Origin of the sequence: Streptomyces griseoruber, from assembly GCF_001514205.1 — a bacterium.
In the GTDB taxonomy this organism is placed as follows: Bacteria; Actinomycetota; Actinomycetes; order Streptomycetales; family Streptomycetaceae; genus Streptomyces; species Streptomyces griseoruber.
This window is the reverse complement of the sequence record NZ_KQ948775.1, coordinates 202,095-222,817: the sequence shown is the minus strand read 5'-3', so window position 1 is coordinate 222,817 and position 20,723 is coordinate 202,095. Positions and strand designations below refer to the sequence as shown.

Sequence of the window (20,723 nt, the reverse complement as noted above, 5' to 3'; positions counted from 1 at the left end):
CGGCACTAGGGGCGATGACCGCTGCATGGATCGTGTCGCGGACCTCGATGCGGCCGTTGCCGGGCTCGTGACCTGGTGCGACGAGCCCGTAGACGTCGAGGTCGCCTTCGCCGAGCCAGGCGGGCCGTCGGCCGGCGGGCACCGACGGACCTGCCCCGGGCATCTCGGCTATGCGGTGCGGGCGTGCACGAGGACGTCAACCGCGTGACGCAGGGCCGCCTTCAGCTTCTCCCGCTCGTCGCGCACCCGGTCCACCTTCCTGCCGGACGCCTGGTAGGCGGTTTCGAACGCGACCCACGCCTCGTAGGCCGCGAGCATCGCCTCGAAAGGCGCCTGGCCCCGCTCGTGCTGCTGCTGAAATCCCAGGCGTGGCTCGTGACTTGCCATCCACATCTGGAACCGGGCGTGTTCGGCCATGTATTGCGCGGCGAGTTCGACCACGTCGTTGCCGACGATGTTGCTGCCGATGACCTGCACACCGAGGTTCAGGGAAGGCGATGCCGTCGGGGCGTACAGCGCCGCCGGGACCTCGCTGGACGGTTGCGGGGCTCGCAGCCAGTCCCATTCGCCCGCCATCACAACTTCCTTCTTCCGAAGCTCGTTTCCAGCAGCCAACTCGCGATTTGCGATGATTTCGAGACCGGCATTTCATATCCACCAGCCTTGAGGATCATCGCGCAGAACGTCACACAGTTGTTCATCTCGTTGTCGTGCGGCCCCAGGTTGCTGTCGTCCAGATAGTAATCCTGGGCCTGACGCGCTCGCCTGGCGTTCGGCAGAGGCACTCGGATGACGTCGGTGCCGGGAGAGTGAGCGGTTTCCCTCAGGCCGACGATGGAGTCGTGTCCGACCTGGGAACCCGCCTCGGTGTGGACCGTCCTGCCGTTGTGCGTCACCGCGATCGACGCGTGCCCCTGTTCCCTGTCCAGGTAGACATCCGCGTAGCCCGCGGCGTCATCATCCGGTCCGCAGTTCTGGTTGTGAACGAGGACCGGCGTCCGCCCCGCCAGCACGTAGTACGTGTGCAGCATGCTGACGGTGAGGTTGTGGACCGTGGCGTCCAGCGCCGTCCACCGCTCGACCGCCGTGATCTGGACCAGCGTGCCGGCGCTGGTGCGCAGCCACTCGCCCGCCTTGAGGTCGGTCGCGTCGATCCACTCACCGAGCTCCGGGACCCAGAAGGGGTGACCGTCGGTCGCGGTGACCTGGGCGGTCTTCGAGCCCTTCTTGCCGTCGGTGTCGACGGTGACCTTGACCAGGTGCTTGATGCCCTTGCCCGTGATCTCGGCGGTGACCGTCTCCGCCGTGGTCTCACCCGTCTCCGGGTCGGTCGCCAGGACCTTGTCGCCCGCCTTGACGTCCTTGATCGCCTTGGCGGAGCCGTCGGCCATCAGGACCTTGGTGTCCGGCGTGAAGCTGTTGACCGGGCAACTGGCCCCCTCTCCGCCGGAGCCACCGCCGTCGCCCCCCGAGTCCTCCTTGCCCGACCCGTTCCGCGACCCGCCGGACTTGTTCTCCGCCTTGCCGCCGCCCGAAGACCCCTTGTGCTGGGCCTGCGTGCGGGCCTTGACCTGGACCGGGTTGCCCCGGGCGCCCTTCGAGCCCGTGTGCGCCTTCTTCTTCACCGCCTCGGCGGCGCGCTTGGCAGCCTCTCTCGCCTTGCGTTTGGCTTCGGCGGCAGCGGCCTCCGCCGCCTTCTTCGCCCTGACCAGCGCCACCTTGGCCGCCTTCGCCGCCTTCATGCCGATCTCGGCCGCGCGCTTGGCCGCCTTGAACGCCTTGACCGCGCTCATGGTGCCCTTGAAGGCGCGCCACATCTTCTTGCCCTTGGAGAAGACGCTGGTCCACGGGATGGCGTCCATCAGGAGGCTGCCGCAGGCCCACAGGTCGCCCTGGGTGAAGCAGCCGACCACGTCGTTCCAGCCGATGAACTCCTTGAACACGGCCCAGCCGGTCGCGAGGATCACATCGCCGATGGAGCGGTTCAGGGTCTTCTGGTACTCGGCGATCTTCGCGTCCAGCGCGGCGATCGAGGCGTCGAAGCTGGAGGCGGAGGACGTCAGACCCGACGGGTCGGCGTGCGTCACCGGGTTGTTGTTGGCGTACGAGTAGCCGTTCGCCTGGAGCGGGTCGCTGTCGTCCAGGACCGGGTCCGCGGAGATGAAGCGGCCCGTGCCCGGGTCGTACTCCCTCGCCCCCATGTGGGTCAGGCCCGTCTCGGCGTCGTCGTCACCGGTGTGGAAGCCGGTGTGCGAGCGCGGGTTGAGGTTGGTGGAGCGGTCCTCGCCCCACGGGTCCCGCTTGGCGACCCGGACGGACATGCCGCCGTCGAGGCGGACCTCCGCCAGCGGGGTGCCGTTGAGGTCGGTCGCCTGGGCGAACACCTGCTCGCTGGTGCCGGTCGAGGCCTGCTCGAGGTAGCGGGTGACCGACGGTCCGCCGATGCCCGCGTAGGTGCGCTCCGCGTAGCGGACCTTGCCCGTGAGGGTCACCGAGACCTTGGTGTCGGGCAGGTTCAGCACCGCGCCGTTGGCCGTGCGCTCCAGCAGCCGGTTGCCCATGGCGTCGTAGACGTACGTCGTCTTCGAGGAGGGCTTCCACAGCTGGGTGGCGACGGTCGAGTTGCAGGCGGCCAGGGTCAGGTCGGTGCCGGCCGTGGCGGCGGGCGTGGACAGGCACAGGCCGGTCGGGACGTGCTTGATCTGGCCGGTGCTCAGCGTCTGCCAGCGCTGCGCCGCCACCGCGTTGTCGCAGGCCTGGATGAGGACGGCCGAGCCCGCGGCGGTGCCGTTGGGCTGGGCGCAGCGGCCCGCCACCACGAACTGTCCGAGGGTGGCGTCCTCGACCGTGCCGTCGCTGTTGGCGTCGGTGGCCTGGATGCGGAAGTTCTGCGCCTTGCTGCCGTTGCAGGCCCAGACCTGCAGCGCGGTGCCCGCGGCCGTGCTGGAGCTGCTCAGGTCGACGCACATCTCGCTCGCCCCGACCCAGGCGCCGGAGCCGTCCGCGCCGAAGCCGGTGACGGACTCGACCTTGCCGTCCCAGGTCCAGGTGAGGGTCTGGGCGGTGTCGCCGCCGGTGGAGCGGGTCTCCATCTCGCCCGAGGCGTCGTAGGTCTGCGTCGAGCGGGTCTTGACCGCAGCGCCCGCCGCCGTCGTCGATGACGCGGTGTACGAGGTCAGCGTGTGCGGCTGGTCGTTCTTCGCGGTGTCGCTGGTGCCGTAGGCGTAGTCGGTGACGACGTCGCCCTTGGTGTCGCGGACGCCGGAGGTGAAGGTCGGGTCGGCCTTGTAGACGGTCTTCTTGGTGCGGTTGCCGAGGACGTCGTAGTCGTAGGACTGCCAGTAACCGGAGTTGTTGGAGGAGACGTTGACCGTGCCGTCGGAGTAGACCGGCTCGGCGGTGGTCTTGCCGGTGGCCGTGCAGGCGCCGCCGCCGGGCGTCGTCCAGGCCTGCTTGAGCTGGCCGAGCACGTCGTAGGTGAAGCACTGCTGGTCGGTGGTCGTGCCCATGCGGTCCGCGACGGACAGGACGTTGCCCGACGGGTCGTAGGAGTAGGACCGCTTGCTGACCTCGCTGCCGGGGACGACAGCGGTGTCCGGGGTCGCGGCCTCCCGGATGAGCCTGCTGGTGCGCAGCTCACCGGTGGACTCGTTGAAGGTGTTCTCCTGCCACAGCCGGTGGCCCTGCTCACCGATGGTGGAGCGCAGCACCTGGCCGTAGGGCGAGTAGGACGCCTCGGAGGTGTACCAGTCCTTGCCGGAGACCGAGGTCGGCAGGCCCGCCTTGTTGTAGCGGGTGACCACGTCCTCGGCGTCGAGGCCGCCGGCCGCCGGAGCCGTGTACGTCTCCAGCTGGCCGTCGGCGTTGTACTTGTACGCGTAGGTGTACTGGGTGGCGAAGCCGTCGGCGGTCAGGCCCGCGGTGGAACCCGGCGGCAGGGCCGTGGTCATGCCCGTGGGCTGGTAGTCGGCCGTGTAGCCGCCGATGGTGGTGGTGTACGCCTTGCCGTCGGTGTAACGCGTCGCCGACGCCAACTGCCCCTTGCCGCCCGTCGCGCCGTCGTACGCGTAGGTCTGGGCGAGCGTCGCGGTGGTGGAGCCCTTCGGGGTGACCTTGACCTGCTCCACACGGTTCAGGCGCTCGTAGGAGTACGAGACCGTCTGGCCGCGGGCGTCGGTCGCCTTGTCCACACGGCCGTACGCGTCGTAGTCGGTGTGGGTGGCGCCCGAGTCGGGGTCCGTGGTGTCGGTGACCCGGCCCAGCGCGTCGTACTTCCAGGTCCGCGTGTTGCCGACGTCATCGGTGCTGGTCACCATGTCGCCACGCAGGTCGTAGTCGTACGTCGTGGTGATCGCGCCCGCCTCGCTCAGCGAGGTGTCGCTGAAGGTGTCCTGGCGGGTGGTGCGGCCCAGCGCGTCGGTCCACACCCGGGAGGCGGGGGTGCCCTGGGGCTGGCGGACGACGGTGTAGTCGAGGGCGTACTCGTAGCGGGTGCGGCGGTCGGTGGTGGTCACCGTCTTGCCCGCGTTGGTGAACGACTCACCCGTCTGCGGGTACGAGGAGTGCACCGGCGTGACCGTCAGGACCCGGCCCAGACCGTCGTACGTGTACGAGGTCGCGTTGGGGACGAGGGACTCCGAGGCGGGGACGACCAGGTCGGTGCCCGGGTCGCCCTCCATGTAGTAGGCGTTGCGGGTGTAGCGGACCTGGCCGGCGCTGTTGTGGAGGGTGTCGGTGATCAGCCGGCCGCCGTCGACCGCCGGGGTCTGGGTCTGCCGCTCGCGGCCCAGGCCGTCGTAGATCGTGGTGGAGGACTCGTACGTTCCGTCGCCCGCCGCGGTGCTCGGGTTGTCGGAGAGGGACTCCGTCACCACCGACACCGGCTTCTTCAGGTCGATGTTGTACGTGTACTTGACCGTCGGGTCGTCGGTGGCGGTCTGGGTGGCGTCCCAGGCGGCGACGGCACGGCCCAGCGGGTCGTACTCGTACGTCTCGCTGCGGCCGTTGGCGTCGGTGGACTTGATCGTGGTGCCGCGGCCGGGCTCCAGGGTCGTGGTGTCGCTGAAGCCCGCCACCACGGCGCCGCTGACGACCTTGTTGCCGGTGACCGTCTCGATCGAGTAGACCTGCCCGCTGGACGGCGTGTAGGTCGTGGTGTTGTACACGCCCGTGGGGTCGGTGACCTTCGTGACGCGGCCGGTGGAGTCGTACTCGGTGCGCGACTCGGGGTTGGTGGTCTCCCAGCCGGTGCCCGCGCCGGTCGGCGCCTCCGTCCTGGTCACCAGGCCCTTGGCGGGCGTGGCGGTGGCCGAGGTCGCGCCGTCGTAGAACATGCGCGAGCCGCTGACCAGGGTGGCGCCGGTGGAGCTGGACAGGTCGGTGGAGCAGGTGCTGGTGCCGGTGGTCGTGACCGTCTGGGCGACCAGGCCGACCAGGTAGTTCGTGCCCGAGGTGTTGTGCACGTACGAGGTCGCGGTGCACGACTCGTCGCCGGAGACGGCCGTGTCGCCGTAGTCCTTGACCTTCGTCGGCAGACCGTAGGTGGAGTCGTACTCGGTCTCCGAAGTGACCGTGTGCAGCGTCAGCCCGTCCGCGGCCTTGCCCGAGGCCTTGGAGATGGTCGAGGTCTTGCCGAGGGTGACACGCTCGGAGACCACGTCCGGGCCGTCGGTGCGGTTGCGGGTGGCCAGGCGGACCGGGGTGTCGGGGTAGTTGACGGTGCGGGCGGTCCAGCCGGTGGTGGTGTCGGCGGACGCGTCCGGGTAGGTCAGCGACTCGGCGACCATGCCCGCGTACGCCTTGCGGTCGGTCGCCAGGGTCGCGCCGGTGATGTCGGTCGTCACGACGGACCGCTTGACGTCGTCGGAGGACTTCTCCGGGGTGTCGTCGGCCAGGACGTCGTCGGTCATGCCGCGGAAGTAGCGGGTGACCGACTTGGACGCCACACTGCCGCCGGCGGAGTCCGTGGTGCCGGTGGTCGTGGTGACGAGGGGGAAGCCGCGGAAGTCGTCCCAGGTGCGCTTCTTGGGGCGGGAGAACTCCGACTGGCTCTTGGCCCACAGCGCGCCGTCGACGGCGTCGCTGTCGGTGGCGTACTCGTACTTCGTCACGATGTCCTGCGCGTCGGCCAGCCGCGGGAACTCGGTGATCTTGTCGACGAGATACTTGTGGAACCAGGAGATCCGCTTGTCCTCCAGCTCACCGTCGGCATGCCAGTACGCCGGGTAGCAGAGGGAGTGGTTCCGGTCGATCGTCGGACGGTCGGCGCCGGTGAGGCACTTGCCCTCGGGCGCCTTGTAGTCGACGTGGGTGCGGCCGCCGTACTCGGAGACGACGTCCTGGATGCGCAGCCGCGCGAACAGCGGGCTGGTGTCGGAGGAGCCGTTCTTGACGCGGTTGGGCAGCGGGTTCTCGTTGTGGCCGAAGGAGACCGGGTTGAGGCGGTCGGTGGAGCCGTCCACGGCGTAGCCGGTGCGGGTGATGGACTCCAGCCAGAGCGCGGTGTACTCACCGGTCAGGTTCCACGGGAAGGACTGCTTCAGGCCCCAGGTGTCGACCTTGGACAGCGAGGTCGTGGTCGCCGCGTCGCCGTCCAGGCCGCAGGCGTTGCGCTGGCCGGTCTCGTTGCCGTCGGCGTCCGAGGTGTACTCGGTCAGCTTCACGCCCTGCTCGCGCTGGGTGCAGGCGTCGACGGAGGCGAGGCGCTTGCGGGACCAGAAGGTGGGGGCGTACGTGCTGCACTTCTTGCCGGTCGCGCAGGCGAGGTCGGCGGGGGTGTCGAACCAGGGCCGGGTCTGGTCGGACTGCTTGGAGTCGAAGTTGGTGTTCGAGCACGCCACGTTCAGCGCGGGGTCCTCGAAGCAGCGCTCCCGGGCGTTGAACCGCACCCGGCCGAGCGGCTCGTCGGAGAAGAGCGTGGTGGCGCGCTGGCCGTAGTCGATGTGGGAGAGGTAGCCGGCGCGGTCGTACTCGACCGCCTTGGCCTCCTTCATGTCGCGCGCGTAGGCGTTCTTCTCCTTCTCCCACCACAGCGACATCGCGTTGCCGGTGGTGTCCACGACGTAGTCGAGCTGGAAGCGCCAGCCCTGGTCGCAGAAGGAGTCCGCGAACTTCGCGGCGTAGCAGGGGTCCTCGGAGTGGTTGCCGGCCACGGGCACGTTGAGCACGGAGTTGGTCTCGGGCTTGCCCGAGGTCCAGCCGGGCAGCCGGTTCAGGCCGAAGTAGTACTGGGTGCCGTCGTCGGTGGTGATGCGCCAGAACTCGCCGTTGTTGTCGCCGTTGTGGGAGCCGTCGACGCCGGTGAGGGCCTTGTAGTCGGCCGCGTCGAGCAGTTCGACGCGCATGTTCTCGCCGCGCGCGCCCTTCCACTGCTTGGTGGTGTCGTCGCGGACCAGCTCGGTGGTGGTCCCGTTGAGGGAGAGGACCGCGTTGTACGAGCCCCAGCACTGGTCGCCGGTGAAGTGCTTGTCGTTGTTGGCGTTCGCGGTGTCGGCCGCGCAGCCCACGAAGGTGCGGGTGATGGAGCCGGGGTTGTAGTCCCAGCCCTCACCCACCCAGGAGACCTGGTTGTTGGTGGAGGACGTACGGCCGTCGGAGGTCTGCGAGTTGTAGCTGAGGGTGACGTTGGGCGCAGGTCCGGCCGGGACCTGCGGGGCGGCCATCGTGTACGAGTAGCTGAACGCGCCGGAGGAGCCGCCCGCGGTCCACGAGCCGGCCGAGACGATGGGGCTGGCGGAGAAGTCGCCGCCGGCGCCCGCGCCGTAGGAGCTGCCGACCAGGAGGCCGCCGCCGGAGGAGTCGGCGATCTGCCGGACGGCACCGGCCGTGTCCTCGTGCCAGACGGCGGAGTCGACGCTGCCGGCGTCCGTGCTGACGGCGCCGTTCGTGGTGCTGGGCTGGGCGGCGACCGATGCCAGGTCGGCGGTGTCCAGGGTGACCTTGACGAAGGTCTCGGGGACGTCGGCGGTGGTGTCGGTGTCGCCCACGACCTCGTCGGAGGCGCCGTCCTCGCCGGTGTCCGCCTCGGAGCCGGAGGAGTCGCCGGCGTCGAGCGGCACGCTGACGGTGTCGCCGGTGCGCTCGACGTCGGTGGTCACCGGGATGCCGGTGGAGCACTCCTCCAGGTCGGGGGTGGTCGCGTAGCAGGCCGGCATCAGGGTGAAGGAGAGCCGGTCGAGCCACTGGGCGCTGTAGGTCTCGGCGAGCTTGGTGGCGTCGATGGAGACGACGGCGTCGCCGGTGGCGGTGTCGGGGGCGTCGACCGCGAGCAGGAAGCCCTGGGCGCCGTTCGCGACGGCGTCGGCCTCGGGCGCGGCGGCGACGCTCCACTGGCCTTCGAGGGCGTCGGCCTGCGCGGGGGTGGCGCCGTCGGGGGCGCCGACGCCGATGGACATCGTGCCGTCGGTCGACTTCGCGACCTCGGTGGTGCTGCCCGCGGTCAGGTTGTCGACGGCCTTGGTGCCGGAGGCCTCGGGCACCTCGGCGACCGCGGCCGGCGTGTACGCCTGCTGCGGATCGGTCGCGGCGGAGCCGGAGAGTTCCTCCAGCTTGTCGGTCAGCGCGTCGTCGACCGGGACGGCGTCCGTCTCCTGGAGGTCCTCGAGCTCGACGGTGGTACGGGGGTCGCCGGGACCGAAGGCGACGGCGCTGGGCAGCAGGGTGACGTTGAGGGCGAGGACCAGTCCGGCGATGACGCCGACCCGTGTTCTGCGACGGACCAGGCGTTCACGCGGCGATCTCGCCAGCGAACCCCTGCCGCACCAGGACAGCACCGTATGCACGGCCAAGTTGACCTTCCCCCGTCACACACCATCAGAAACGTTCCATGCGATGGCACTTGGTGAGCATTGACTTACAGACCGAGCACGAAAATAAAGACATCGTGAAGATCTGCGTCAAGGTTCCCTGAATCTGTGTTAGCTATGTCACTGATCAAAATCAGACAAAGAATGGCAAAGAAACGCTTCAGGCATCTTTGCGCGGTCGTTGCCAACTCCACTCCGATCAAAGGGTGTTGATCTGGCCGGGAGGAGATGTTCATACTCCAACCGCCCAATCCGGCGCGTCGCGCGCTCGCCACGGCCCGTCACCGGGCCTTGAGGGCACACCGGATGAGCCATGCCGCGGCGGCGCCCGCCGCACCGCGGTCCAGCCTGTTGTGGAGAAGGGCCCCTTGAGCGACCTCGACCCCGCCATGGAACCAAGTCCCCCTGGCAGACGGCGCGTTCGCCGCGCCGTGGCCGCGGCTGTGGCGCTGGCCGTGCTGGCCGGCGGCGGCGCGCTGCTCGCGCTGCGCGACGACGGCGACACCGTCACCGACGCCAGGTCCAAGCGGGCCGCGCGGCCGGTCGACCAGGACGAGGCCCAGCAGCGGGCGCGCAAGAGCGGCAAGAAGGTCGAAGTCGCCACATTGGCCGACGAATTCTCGACCACCTACGCCAATCCTGACGGAACATTCACCTACACGGTTTCCGTGGCACCTCTGCGGGCGAAGAACGCCCGGGGCGAATGGGCGCCGGTCGACACCGGTCTGCGCAGGAGCGGCAAGGGCTGGCAGACCGTGAACAGCCCTTATCCGGTGACTTTCTCGGCCGGTGGAAACGGAGGGAGCACGGCCCGTAAGGCGGCAGCCCATTCCTCCGGTACAGCCGTTCAGTCGGCGGTGTTCCGCACCGGAAGCGGAATCCGCCCCGTGGCCGATTCCAGCTCCTGGACCCCGCTGCTGACGATGACCGCCGAGGGCCACGAGATCCGGTTCGAGTGGCCGGGCGCACTGCCCGAACCGGTCGTCGAGGACAACCGGGCGCTGTACGAGGGCGTCCTGCCCGGCGTGGACCTGATGCTGTCCGCCCGTGACACCGGCTTCACCCACGTCCTGGTCGTGCACACCCCGGAGGCCGCCGAGCGGCTCGCCGCCGACCCGCCGCGCTACCGGGTCACGTCCTCCAGCCTCACCTTCACGCTCGATCCCGGCACCGATGTGCTGATGGCGAAGGACAGCGACGGCAACGAGATCGCCGTCTCCCCCACGCCGTTCCTGTGGGACTCGGCGGGCACGCACGCCACGGACGGCGAGTCCGCCGACCCGGACACCGCGACCGGCACCAACGAGGACCCCGAGGTCGTCGAAGAGGCGCCCGCGCGCGACAACCCCGACGACGTCCCGGCCGACGAGGTCCCCCACGAGAACCCGGACGCCACCAGGAGCAACGCCGACCCCGTCGCCTACGACGGCGTACCGGCGGCCGCCTCCGACACCCTCGCCCTGCCCGCCGTGAACGGCCCCGGCGAGGGCGCCCACGCCACCACCGCCGCCGCCGCGTTCAGCGGTGACGTGCTGACCATCACCCCGCCCGGGAACTACCTCGCGGACACCGAGGACCTGACCTACCCGCTGTTCCTCGACCCCTCCACCACCGGAATCCGCGCCAACTGGACCACGGTCTACAAGCGGTACCCGAGCTCCAGCTTCTACGACGGCGCGAACTACAACGAGGACACCAAGGAAGCCCGCGTCGGCTTCGAGCGGGAGACCTGGGGCACGGCCCGCTCGTTCTTCCGTATGAAGCTGAAGAACTCCATCAAGGGCGCGGACGTCTCCAGCGCCACCCTGAAGGTCCTGGAGACCCACTCCTGGTCGTGCAGCAAGCGCACGGTACAGCTCTGGGGCACGGGCGACTTCACCTCCAAGACCACCTGGAACCGCCAGCCGTCCTGGAAGCGGAAGATCACCTCGAAGTCCTTCGCCTACGGCTGGAAGTCCAACAGCTCCTGCCCGGACGCGTACGTCAACTTCACCGTCACCTCGCTGGCCCAGGACGCCGCCGACGACGGCGTGACCAGCTTCAACCTGGGCCTGGTGGCCTCGACCTCGTCCTCCGCGCCGACGAGTTCCTCCAGCAGCCTGGAGACGGACACGTACTCCTGGAAGAAGTTCAAGGCCGAGGGCGACGGCTCCCCGTCGCTGTCCATCACCTACAACCGGAAGCCGAACACACCGACCTCCGTGACCATGAGCCCCGGCTCCTGCGACACCTCCGCCTCGCCCTACATCAAGGTCGGCAAGGCGGACACCATCACCATCAGCGGCAAGGCGACCGACCCGGACAGCGACCTGACCAAGCTGGAGTTCCAGCTCTGGCAGACCGGCAAGGCCGACACCACGACGAAGACCTTCACCAAGGCCGTGGACGACGGCGAGGTCGGCGGAGTCTCCATCAAGTCGTCCCTGAGCACCGGCATCACCTACTCGTGGCGGGTGCGCGCCTGGGACGCCAAGGTCAGCAGCGGCTGGGCGCCCACCGGCGGCGACGGCGTGTGCCGGTTCACCTACGACACCGATCTGCCCGACTCCCCCGCACCGGTCGTCTCGACCGACTTCCCGGGTGACGACGACGGCGACAGCGAGCCCGACGTGTGGTCCGCCAAGCCCTTCGGCAACACCGGCAGCTTCACCTTCGCGGTCGGCTCGTCCTCCGAGACCGACATCGTGAAGTTCGTCTGGTCCATCAACTCCACCAGCTACGCGGGCTACGCCTGTTCGGGCGGCGCCCAGGGCACCTCGGGCGGTCTCACCAAGTCCTGCACCACGGCCGTCAAGACGGCCACCATCACCGGCATCAAACCGCCGGCCGCCGGCCCCAACACCCTGTACGTGAAGTCGGTGGACTCGGCGGGCAACATCTCGCCCAACGCCCGCAAGTACTTCTTCTACGTCCAGCCCCGCTCGACCGCCGACGGCCCCGGCGACCTGAACGGGGACGGCGACGCCGACTTCGCCCATGTCACCGCCGCCGGAAACCTCTGGATCGACTCGGTGTCGCAGGACGGCACCTGGGTGTCCAGCGCCTTCGGCACCCACGACAAGGGCACCCTGATCAAGGACGGCTCCACCGCCCCGCACATCTGGGACGGCACGAGCACCTACGCCCTGGTCACCCACAACGGCGACTTCGCCCCCGGCGACGGCGTCACCGACTGGGTGGTCCGCACCCCCGACGGCCGGCTGTACCTCTACCCGGGCGACGGCTACGGCGCGATCGACGTCAGCAAGCGCGTCGAGATCCGGCTGCCCGCCAACGCCCCCGCCCCCTCCACCTTCTCGGAGATCAAGTCGGCGGGCGACATCACCGGCGACGGGCAGCCGGAACTGTTCGTGGCCGGCGGGGCGGCCGGCAACGAGCTGTGGATCCTCAGCGGCTACAGCGGCGGCACCTTCAGCGAGGCGACCAGGATGACGTCCTCCGCCTGGGGCGCCACCGAGCGGGACTTCGTGGCGATCGCCGACTACAACGGCGACGGCGCGGCCGACATGACGTACCGCACCTCGGCCGGCAACCTCGTCTTGCGCAAGGGCATCCTCGACAGCGACGGGGTGGGCACGGTCCTCGCCAGCCTGGGCACGTCCGCGGCGAGCCTGGACGGTGACGACACCTACGCCTCCGGCTCCTTCACGTACGCGGCCTACCCGCTGATCTACGGCACCCCGGACGTCACCGGCGACGGCGTGCCCGACATCTGGACGACCAACGCGGCCGGAGCCCTGCTCCTCCACCAGGGCGGCGCCACCGCCATCGGCACGTCGACCACGCTGAGGTCGAGCGGCTGGGACACGGTCCAGCGACTGGGCTGACCTCCGGCCCGGCGCGACACGAGTGAAGCGCGGCTCCCGTTCCGATTCCGAGGACGGGAGCCGCGTTCCTGCTCTCCCCCCTCTCCCATCGACCCCAGCGAGGAACCGGACCATGCCCACCGTGGTGATCACCGGAGCCGGCGGATTCATCGGCCGGCACGTCGTCCGCGAGGCCGCGCGCCGCGGCCTCACCCTGCGGCTGACGGCCCACCGCAGCCAGGTGCGCACGAGCACGCCGGACACGACGGTCGTCCCCGCCGACCTGACCGACCCGGCCTCGCTGCACGGCCTGTGCGACGGCGCCGACGCCCTGCTGCACTGCGCCTCGCAGATCGGCGGCCCGGACGCGCTGTGCGAGGCGGTCAACGCCCGCGGCACGGCCGCGCTCGTGACCGAGGCCCGCCGGGCCGGCGTCGACCGCGTCGTCCACCTCAGCACCGCCGCCGTGTACGGGCGCGGCACCTTCCGCCGGGCGCGGCCGCAGGACCTGGACCGCGCACCGGTCTCGGCCACCTCACGGACCCGGGCGGCCGGCGAGGACGCCGTCCTGGCCGCGGGCGGCACGGTCGTACGCCCCCACCTCGTGTACGGCGAGGGCGACACCCGGGTGGTCCCCGCACTGGCCCGGCTGCTGCGCGGCCTGCCCGGCACGGTGGAGGGCTGGCGCGCCCGGGTGTCCCTGATCGCCGCCGAGGACCTGGCCCACGCCCTGGTCGCCACCGCCCTGGCACCCGCCGAACGGCTCACCGCGCCCGTCTACCACGCCTGTCACCCCGAGCCCGTGCCCTGGCACACGTTCCTGAGCGCGGTCGCCGACATCGCGTCCGTCCCCCGGCCGCGGCGCGACCTCACCCTCGACGAGGCCTACGCCTGGTGCCGGCGGCGGGGAGTCTCACGGCACGACCTGGACATGCTGGTCACCGACCACTGGTTCGACGGCGCCCCCCTGTGGGCCGACCTCGACCACGCACCGGGGTCCTTCGGCGAACGGTTCGCCCGGTACGAGAACTGGTACCGACGGACCCTGACCCCTGCGGCGACCGCCGACTAGCCGACGGTGAAGTCCACCGCCTTGGTGTCCAGCGTGGCGGTGCCGTCCTCGGCGGTGGCGAGAACGGCGACATGCCAGGTGCCGCGCGGGGACGCAGCGGCGTCGCCGGCGGTCACCGCGGCCGTGTACACGCACCGCACGGTGTGCGCGCCCGCGGGCTCGCACCGGGCCGGCTCCGCCCGGGTCATCTCCTCGGCGGTCGGCTGCTTCGCGGCGAGTGAGGACTTCTCCGGCCAGGCCAGCACCTTCAGGCTCTTCACACCGGAGGAAGCCGTGACCTCGGTGGAGAAGGTGAGCGAGCCGTCCCGCCCGCCGTCGGGGGCGGCGTAGCGGGCGGTGCCGTGCGTCAGGGCGGGCGCCGGGTCCGCGGCGTAGGCGAGAGCGAAGGCCCCGGCACCCGCGAGGACGACGACACCGGCGACGACGGACAGGGCGGTACGACGGGACATGACGGGATCTCCGTAACTGACTCGAACACTCTCGGCTGAAGAAAGCCGGCGCTCTCGACCGCGCCGCTGCACCGATGCTCGCAAGACGGAGCCGACCTGGACCTGAGTACGCGAACTCAATACGGCCTGAGTGATCGGGTAGGGCCGGCCGGCAGATTACCCGGAGCCTCGTCGTGGACGGCGAACTCGTCGGGCCTCACGGCCACGGCACCTTGTCGGCCGCCACCTGTCCGGCTACGTGCGAGGCCGACCAGCCCTTACCGACCATGGCCCCCGCCAACCCGCTGCGCAGCCTGCCCACCGTCCGGTTCTCGGCCCGGATGGCACAGGGCCCCACTCGTCGCGCATGGCCATGGAGCGGCACGGCCTGCATGACCCTATGGAGCCGGAAGCCACGCACGTCCAATGAGGCGAGCCAGGCGCCGGACCGTCTGTGGCCTCAGCCGAAGCGCCCGTTGACGTAGTCCGCCGTGCGCTGATCCTGTGGGCTGTGGAACATGGCGTCGGTCGGGCCGTACTCGACGATGCCGCCCGGGACGCCCTGCTCGGCGAGGAAGAAGGCGCACTGGTCGGAGACGCGCGCGGCCTGCTGCATGTTGTGGGTCACGATGACGACGGTGACCTCCTGCGACAGGCTGTGGATCGTCTCCTCCACGCGGCGTGTGGACGTCGGGTCCAGCGCCGAGCACGGCTCGTCCATCAGCAGCACGCGCGGGCGTACGGCGAGGGCCCGGGCTATGCAGAGACGCTGCTGCTGGCCGCCGGACAGGGCACCGCCCGGCCGCCGCAGCCGGTCCCGCACCTCCTGCCACAGGCCGGCGCGGGTCAGGCACTCCTCGACCAGCGCGTCCTTGGTCGAACGGCCGACCTTGACCCCGGTCAGCCTGAGCCCCGCCACCACGTTGTCGTAGATCGACATCGCCGGGAAGGGGTTGGGCTTCTGGAACACCATGCCGATGTCCCGCCGCGCCTGGGTGAGTCTGCGCCCGGGCGCGTACAGGTCGGCACCGTCCAGCAGTACCTCGCCGGCGAAGGCCGCGCCGCTCACCAGCTCGTGCATGCGGTTGAGGGTGCGCAGGAAGGTGGACTTGCCACAGCCGGAGGGACCGATCAGGGCCGTGACCCGGCCGGCGGGCATGGTCAGGGAGACCCGGTCGAGCACCTTGTGGCTGCCGAACCAGGCGGACACGCCACGGGCTTCCAGCTCAGCCGGACCCGCACCCTGGTCTTCCACGGCGGCCAGGGGCCTGGTCTCTTCGGTCTCTGCGGCTACTTCAGAGGTGGCGGTGTCGGTCATGGGGAAACCTCGGTCCTGGGCGGGGCGGTCAGAGCAGATTGGGCAGGAGGCGGGTGATCTGTTCCGCCAGGTGAAGGCCTACGGCGCCGAGCAGCCCGGTGAACACGATCCAGGTCTGCCGGCGCCCCCAGCGGAACCAGGCCCAGACCGCTGCCACGGAGGCGGCGGCCAGCGCCTGGAGCCAGAGCACCAGCTCCCACCAGACGACGGAGCCGCCGCGGAGCGGGAGTTCGCTCGGCGGGAGGGATTCCGGGGCGATCCTCAGCGCCGGGGTGTCGGCCGCGTCACCCACCAGATCGGCGTCGAGACGCAGCACGCCCTTGGGGAGGTACGACGGGCCGGTCGCGGTCATCAGCACGACCCGGCCCTTGCCGGCAGCGGGCGCGGCAGGAGCGCGCTCGCCCGCGTGCCGCAGGTCGAGGACCCGGAAGGTGAAGCGTCCCTGACCCGTCGTGATCCGGAAGGTGGTACCGGGGGTCAGGTCCTCCAGGTGTCCGAACGGTCCGCCGTAGGCAGCGGCCCGGCCCATGATCACGCTGGTCCCGGCCTGGCCGGGCAGCAGCGTGTCCCGGCGGTGGCCGGGGCCCTTGGCCAGTACGTCGGAGTCGGTGCCCTCGAAGACCACCTCGCGCACGTGCAGCTTCGGGATCTCCAGCAGCATCAGCGGGGTGCCCGGGGTGAGCAGCCGCCCGCGCTGGTCGCTCTGCGACACGGCCACGGTCCCGGCGGCCAGCTCGCCGCGCAGCCGGTCGAAGCCGGCCGCCTGGGCGGCACGGTGCTGCAGCGGGCTGAGCAGAACCATCTGGGCGCAGATGCCGAGCAGCAGCACGCTCACCGTGAGCAGCGCGCCGCCCACGGCGTAGGGCTTCGCCGAGCCGCGCTTCCTTGCCTTGGCCGTCTTGGCCGTCTTGGCCGTCTCGGCCGTCTCGGCCGTCTCGGCCGTCTCGATCGTGGCGGTCACCTGCGGAACCTCCCGCCCAGCCGGCGAGTCGTACGGCGGACGAAGTCCGGCGCCCCGAAGAGCGCGACGGCCGGCCCCCGAGGACGCCAGCCGGCCGCGAACGGCGCGATCAGCCCGGCGAGCGCGCCGAGTCCCGCGCCGACGGGAAGGGCCAGGCGGAACGGGACCGCCGGGTCGGCCGGGGTGAGACCACCAGCGGTGGTGATCACGTCGGGCGCGGTGCCGCCGCGCGGGGCGGTGGAGCCGGCCGACGGGGACGCCATGGTGCCGGCCGGGGTCCCGGTGCCGGCGTCCGTGCCGCCGCCCCCGGTGGTGGCGCCCGCTCCCCCTGAGCCGCCCGCGCTGCCTCCGGTCCCCGAGCCGGTCGAACCCCCGTTCGCGCCAACGCCCTTGTACGTCTCCAGCGACTTCGCCGCAGTCAGCGTCCTGCCCCGCAGCGCGCGGCCCAGCGGCGCGTAGCCGAGCGGCAGGTCACCGAGCTCGATGCCGGTGTGCTGGCCCGCCTGCACGGCGTAGCGCAGCAGCGCGGCGTAGCTCTTGCGCTCGGCCGCCTTGAGCTGCCCCGGTCGGACCACCGCGTCGACCAGCATGGCCAGCGGGTACGCGCCCGTCCGGGAAGCGGTGACCGGGACGACGGCGGGGCTGCCCTTGGCCGAGGTGGCCGCGGCGGTCAGGGACGCCGAGGTCGGAGTGACGTACTTGCCGGCGGAGTTGCGCAGACCGGCGGTCTGCAGACCGTACCGGGCGGCCGACGCCGCGTCGGTGACGACCAGCTGGACGCGCTGGCCCACGTTCTGTGGGCCGGGGGACTTCCACACCGGAGGGTTGGCGGTCGCGTCCCAGCTGGACTTCCACAGCTGGTCGCCGCGGCGCGCGTGCTGTGCGGCGAGGAGCATGTCGTCCACATAGGGGTGGAAGTCGGTCATGCCCTGCTTGACGGTGGCCTCGGCGGAGCCCGGCGGGATGGTGGTCCACGGGTCGGCCTTGGGGTAGTCGTCGCGGGCGGCGGTGAAGGCGGAACCCGTGGGGTTCAGGTCGGCGTTGGTGCTGTAGTAGGGGTTGACCCGCATGCCGTCGTCGTCGGGTACGCCGGCCAGGAACCGCCGGGCGTCCTTGTCGGCGAGCACGTAGTTCCACAGGTGCCGGGCCGCGTCGGTGTGGCCGAGCGCGACCTCGAGATCGGTGTCGGTGCTGGGGTTCTCGGGGATGGACTGGTTGGCGTACTCGGGGTTGAGTGCCAGGAACTCGGGGTCGGACAGCAGGCCTGCCGGGTTGTGCAGGGCCCAGCCGTAGCCCTGGGCGGCGGTCAGGGTGGCGGTGCCGCCCGAGTAGACGGTCTTGACCGCTCCCCAGGGGGAGCCGCGGTACGACTCGGTGAGCAGCTTGGCGATCAGCCGCGGGGTGAGCTTCATCGAGGTGAACCGGGTTCCCTCCAGGGCCTTCTGTTCGCTGGTGGCCGTGGAACCGGGTTGTCGTTCGACGTTGAAGCCGATGACGACGCCGGAGAGCGCGACCGGGGCGTAGGTCACCGTGCCCGTAGGGGCGGTCGTACCGTCGTCCGAGCCGAGCGGCCGGGTGACGAAGCCGAGGGTGTCGGCGCCGGAGGTGATCCGGGCGCGGGTGTCGGCGTCACCGAGCTGGGTGAAGCCGTAGACGGTGCCGGAGGCGCAGAGCTTGGCCTGCCAGCTGCTCATGGCCTCGGCGACGAGTTCGCTGCCGATGGTGTCCTGCTGCTCGGCGCCGATCGTGCAGGAGGCGCCGACGGGGTTGAAGCCGAGCCGGACGGCGATGCGGTTCTTCCAGTTGGTCGAGGACACCGGGGATCCGGCGTTGACCTGGGTCCGGTCCTCGTAGGGCTCGCCGTCGAGGTCGAGGTGGCCCTGCGGGACGATGACCAGCCAGCAGGAGCGGCCGGTGACCGTGCCGTCGGCGTGGGTGACGGGGGCGCCGCAGCCGAGCTGCGGGGCCTCGTTGAGGGTCTGGGTCTCGAAGATCTCCGAACCGGTGCCGTCCGCCTGGGTGCGCGCGAAGTCGATTTCGTTGGTGGTGGCGTGGTTGAAGAACCTGTTGTTCTGCGTGCCGCTGGTGACGACGGTGCCGTCGACCGATGTGAACGGCACCTCACCGAGCCCGTACGGCAGGGTGGAACCGTAGGTGTCGTCCTGCCCGTAGTGGCCGGGCTTGGCGCGGTAGACGACGGCACGGGTGTCGTCGTCGCCGTTGCCGGGCCAGTTGGAGCGGTCGGTGGTCGGCGAGGCGCCGTACTCGCACTGGGTGCGCGGCGGCCCGGGGTTGTCCGGGTGGGTGCCGTCGTCGTCGCCCCAGCACTGCATGATCTGGACGAAGTCGGTGTTGAACTGGTTCCCGGCGAAGGTGGTGGGCGTGCCGCCGGTCCAGGAGACGGTGATGGCCCGGTCGGTCAGGCCCTCGGTCTGGCTCACGGTGAACTTCATGTCCGCGAACTCGCCGCGCCCGGAGACGGTCACGGCGGAACCGGCCGTGGCGGGGGCCGCGCCCGCGCCGGGCGCCGCCGCCACGGCGAGCAGCGCGCCCGCGAGGGCGCCCGCGGTCGCGCCCACGGCCATCCGGAAGAGCTGACGTCTCCTCACTTCTGCTCCTTCTTGGCGTTGCGCCCGGCCAGCGCCTGCGCGGTGACGGCGGGGACCAGGACCACCACGAGCAGGGTGAGCCCGGCCAGCACCATCAGGGTCTGCGAGGTGCTCCAGCCGTCGTCGGCCGCCACGGAGACGGGCGAGGCCAGCACTGTGGTGCCACCGCTGCCGCCCGAGGCGGCCGGGTTCACCGTCTGACCGGTGTCCGGGTCGACGCTCGCGGCGGCCTTGGAGCCGGTCGCCCCGGCCGTTCCCCCGGTGGCTCCCGTACCACCGGTCGCCGAGCCACCGCCCGTGGATCCGCCGGTCGAGCCGGCACTCGTCGATCCGCCGGATCCGTTGTTCGTGGTCGTCGTCTGCCTGGCCCCGCCGGAGCCGGTGGCGCACTGCTTGGTCGCGCCCTTCTTGTCGCAGGCGGACGGCATGGGCGCGGTGGTGGCGAGCCGGTTGGTGCCGTCCGCGCTGAAGGTCGGGTTGTTGCAGCCCTTGATGTTGATGTTCTTGGGCACCACGCCGGGAATCTTGCGGATCTGGTCGAAGCCCGCCTTCACCAGGTTGATCGGCAGGGGTGAGTAGCCCAGCTCGGGCGCCTGCTGCTGCCCCTCGCACATGAAGTAGTAGGAGTACGCGCCGAGTGTCCTGCCCTTGGTGGTGGTGAAGGTCCCCTGCACCTTGAGCGGCAGGATCATGTACGCGTAGCTGGAGAGCACGTAGGAGCGCGGATCGGGGTCGCCGTAGACGGCGTCGAGGTTCTGGGTGAGGTAGTCCGCGGAGCTCTTGTTCGTGTTGATCTTCGCCTTGAGCAGCGACACCGCGACGTTCTGCGCGGTCGGCTCGGTGTAGTAGCCGGCCGTGTTCAGGAGCTTGGCGACGGGGTAGTGCGCGTTGAGGGCGTAGGAGTAGTTGACGTACCCGATGGATCCCTCGCCGTAGCCCTGGGAGATGTACCCGGCCACGCCGAGGTCGCCGGACTGGGCGATCATGCCGGTGACGGTCGGGTAGTAGGAGGTCTCCCCGCAGGCGTTGCTGCGGCCGACCTTGGCACAGTATGTCTTCCACAGCGCGCTCTGCCGCTTCGCCATCCAGAGCGTGAGCTGGGCCGTGGCGCCCGAGCCGTCCGAGCGGACGACGGGCACGATGGCCCGGTGCGGCAGCCTCAGTCCCGGGTTGTCCGCCCGGATCGCCGAATCGTCCCAGTACCGTACGGCCGAGGTGAAGATCTTGGTCAGGGTGTCCTGGCCCAGCCGCAGGTTGGTGACCCGCTGCCCGTTGATCGTCAGGTGGTACATGAAGGCGGTGCCGCCCGCCACGATGGGCATGTACGCGTACGACCCGGCCACCGGCCGCTCCGGCGCGGAGCCGTCCTTCGGGTTGGTCTGGAAGGGAATGTCCGAAACGGCGAAGTCCGTGGTACCGGCCAGGAACTGCTGACGGCCGTAGGAGGAGCCCTGTGGACTGTAGGAGATCTGCATGCCGTACTGCCTGACGTCACGGCGCCACTGGTCGACGGCGTTGAAGGCCCAGCTGGAACCCGACCCGCTGATCGGGGTGTAGCCCGCCGCGGCCGCGGGCGTGGCGGCGGCGCCGAGCAACAGCGCCGGTGCCAGGACGAGGGCCGCGACGGCGGATCGCAGCGAGGAACGTATCCGACGGAGCATCAGTCCACCTCGGCGGGAGCGGGGGTCGGGTCGGCGGGAGCGGGGGTCGGTTCGACGGGAACGG

Annotated in this window: 9 protein-coding genes; 2 read left to right on the top strand and 7 right to left on the bottom strand. The window is 70.6% G+C overall.

Going from position 1 to position 20,723, the window contains the following annotated elements:
* Positions 1–168: 168 nt before the first annotated feature.
* The gene (locus AQJ64_RS29950) at positions 169–576 is read right to left on the bottom strand and encodes a hypothetical protein (protein WP_055633782.1); all 408 of its coding nucleotides are present in this window, start codon (positions 574–576) and stop codon (positions 169–171) included.
* The gene (locus tag AQJ64_RS29945) at positions 576–8,780 is read right to left on the bottom strand and encodes a polymorphic toxin-type HINT domain-containing protein (protein WP_240512600.1); all 8,205 of its coding nucleotides are present in this window, start codon (positions 8,778–8,780) and stop codon (positions 576–578) included. The genes AQJ64_RS29950 and AQJ64_RS29945 overlap by 1 nt, the downstream gene beginning before the upstream one ends.
* Positions 8,781–9,235: 455 nt before the next feature.
* Between AQJ64_RS29945 and AQJ64_RS29940 the strand changes: the two genes are divergently transcribed.
* Both AQJ64_RS29940 and AQJ64_RS29935 read left to right on the top strand, forming a co-directional pair.
* Positions 9,236–12,631: an FG-GAP-like repeat-containing protein gene (locus AQJ64_RS29940; protein WP_157880915.1), complete on the top strand. Its 3,396-nt coding sequence runs from the start codon at positions 9,236–9,238 to the stop codon at positions 12,629–12,631.
* 112 nt (positions 12,632–12,743) lie between these two features.
* Complete coding sequence (locus AQJ64_RS29935) at positions 12,744–13,682, top strand: NAD-dependent epimerase/dehydratase family protein (protein ID WP_055633785.1); 939 nt, start codon at positions 12,744–12,746, stop codon at positions 13,680–13,682.
* Here AQJ64_RS29935 and AQJ64_RS29930 read toward each other — a convergent pair.
* The 5 genes from AQJ64_RS29930 to AQJ64_RS29910 form a co-directional block, all read right to left on the bottom strand.
* Positions 13,679–14,131, bottom strand: coding sequence for a DUF5707 domain-containing protein (locus AQJ64_RS29930; protein WP_055633786.1), 453 nt, complete (start codon positions 14,129–14,131; stop codon positions 13,679–13,681). The two genes, AQJ64_RS29935 and AQJ64_RS29930, sit on opposite strands and share 4 nt — an antisense overlap.
* Positions 14,132–14,570: 439 nt before the next feature.
* Positions 14,571–15,428 (bottom strand): phosphate ABC transporter ATP-binding protein, encoded by an 858-nt coding sequence (locus AQJ64_RS29925; RefSeq protein WP_055633787.1) that lies wholly within the window; start codon positions 15,426–15,428, stop codon positions 14,571–14,573.
* 28 nt (positions 15,429–15,456) lie between these two features.
* Positions 15,457–16,389: a sortase gene (locus AQJ64_RS29920; protein ID WP_055633788.1), complete on the bottom strand. Its 933-nt coding sequence runs from the start codon at positions 16,387–16,389 to the stop codon at positions 15,457–15,459.
* Positions 16,386–18,998: a hypothetical protein gene (locus AQJ64_RS29915; protein ID WP_157880916.1), complete on the bottom strand. Its 2,613-nt coding sequence runs from the start codon at positions 18,996–18,998 to the stop codon at positions 16,386–16,388. Before AQJ64_RS29915 ends, AQJ64_RS29920 begins: the two co-directional genes overlap by 4 nt.
* Positions 18,995–20,659 (bottom strand): substrate-binding domain-containing protein, encoded by a 1,665-nt coding sequence (locus AQJ64_RS29910; RefSeq protein ID WP_055633790.1) that lies wholly within the window; start codon positions 20,657–20,659, stop codon positions 18,995–18,997. The genes AQJ64_RS29915 and AQJ64_RS29910 overlap by 4 nt, the downstream gene beginning before the upstream one ends.
* Positions 20,660–20,723 lie beyond the last annotated feature (64 nt).

Excerpts from the sequence above, each read along its gene's own strand:
- AQJ64_RS29950 (WP_055633782.1), bottom strand. The coding sequence starts at position 576 with ATGGCGGGCGAATGGGACTGGCTGCGAGCCCCGCAACCGTCCAGCGAG.
- AQJ64_RS29910 (WP_055633790.1), bottom strand. The coding sequence starts at position 20,659 with ATGCTCCGTCGGATACGTTCCTCGCTGCGATCCGCCGTCGCGGCCCTC.
- AQJ64_RS29925 (WP_055633787.1), bottom strand. The coding sequence starts at position 15,428 with ATGACCGACACCGCCACCTCTGAAGTAGCCGCAGAGACCGAAGAGACC.
- AQJ64_RS29935 (WP_055633785.1), top strand. The coding sequence starts at position 12,744 with ATGCCCACCGTGGTGATCACCGGAGCCGGCGGATTCATCGGCCGGCAC.
- AQJ64_RS29930 (WP_055633786.1), bottom strand. The coding sequence starts at position 14,131 with ATGTCCCGTCGTACCGCCCTGTCCGTCGTCGCCGGTGTCGTCGTCCTC.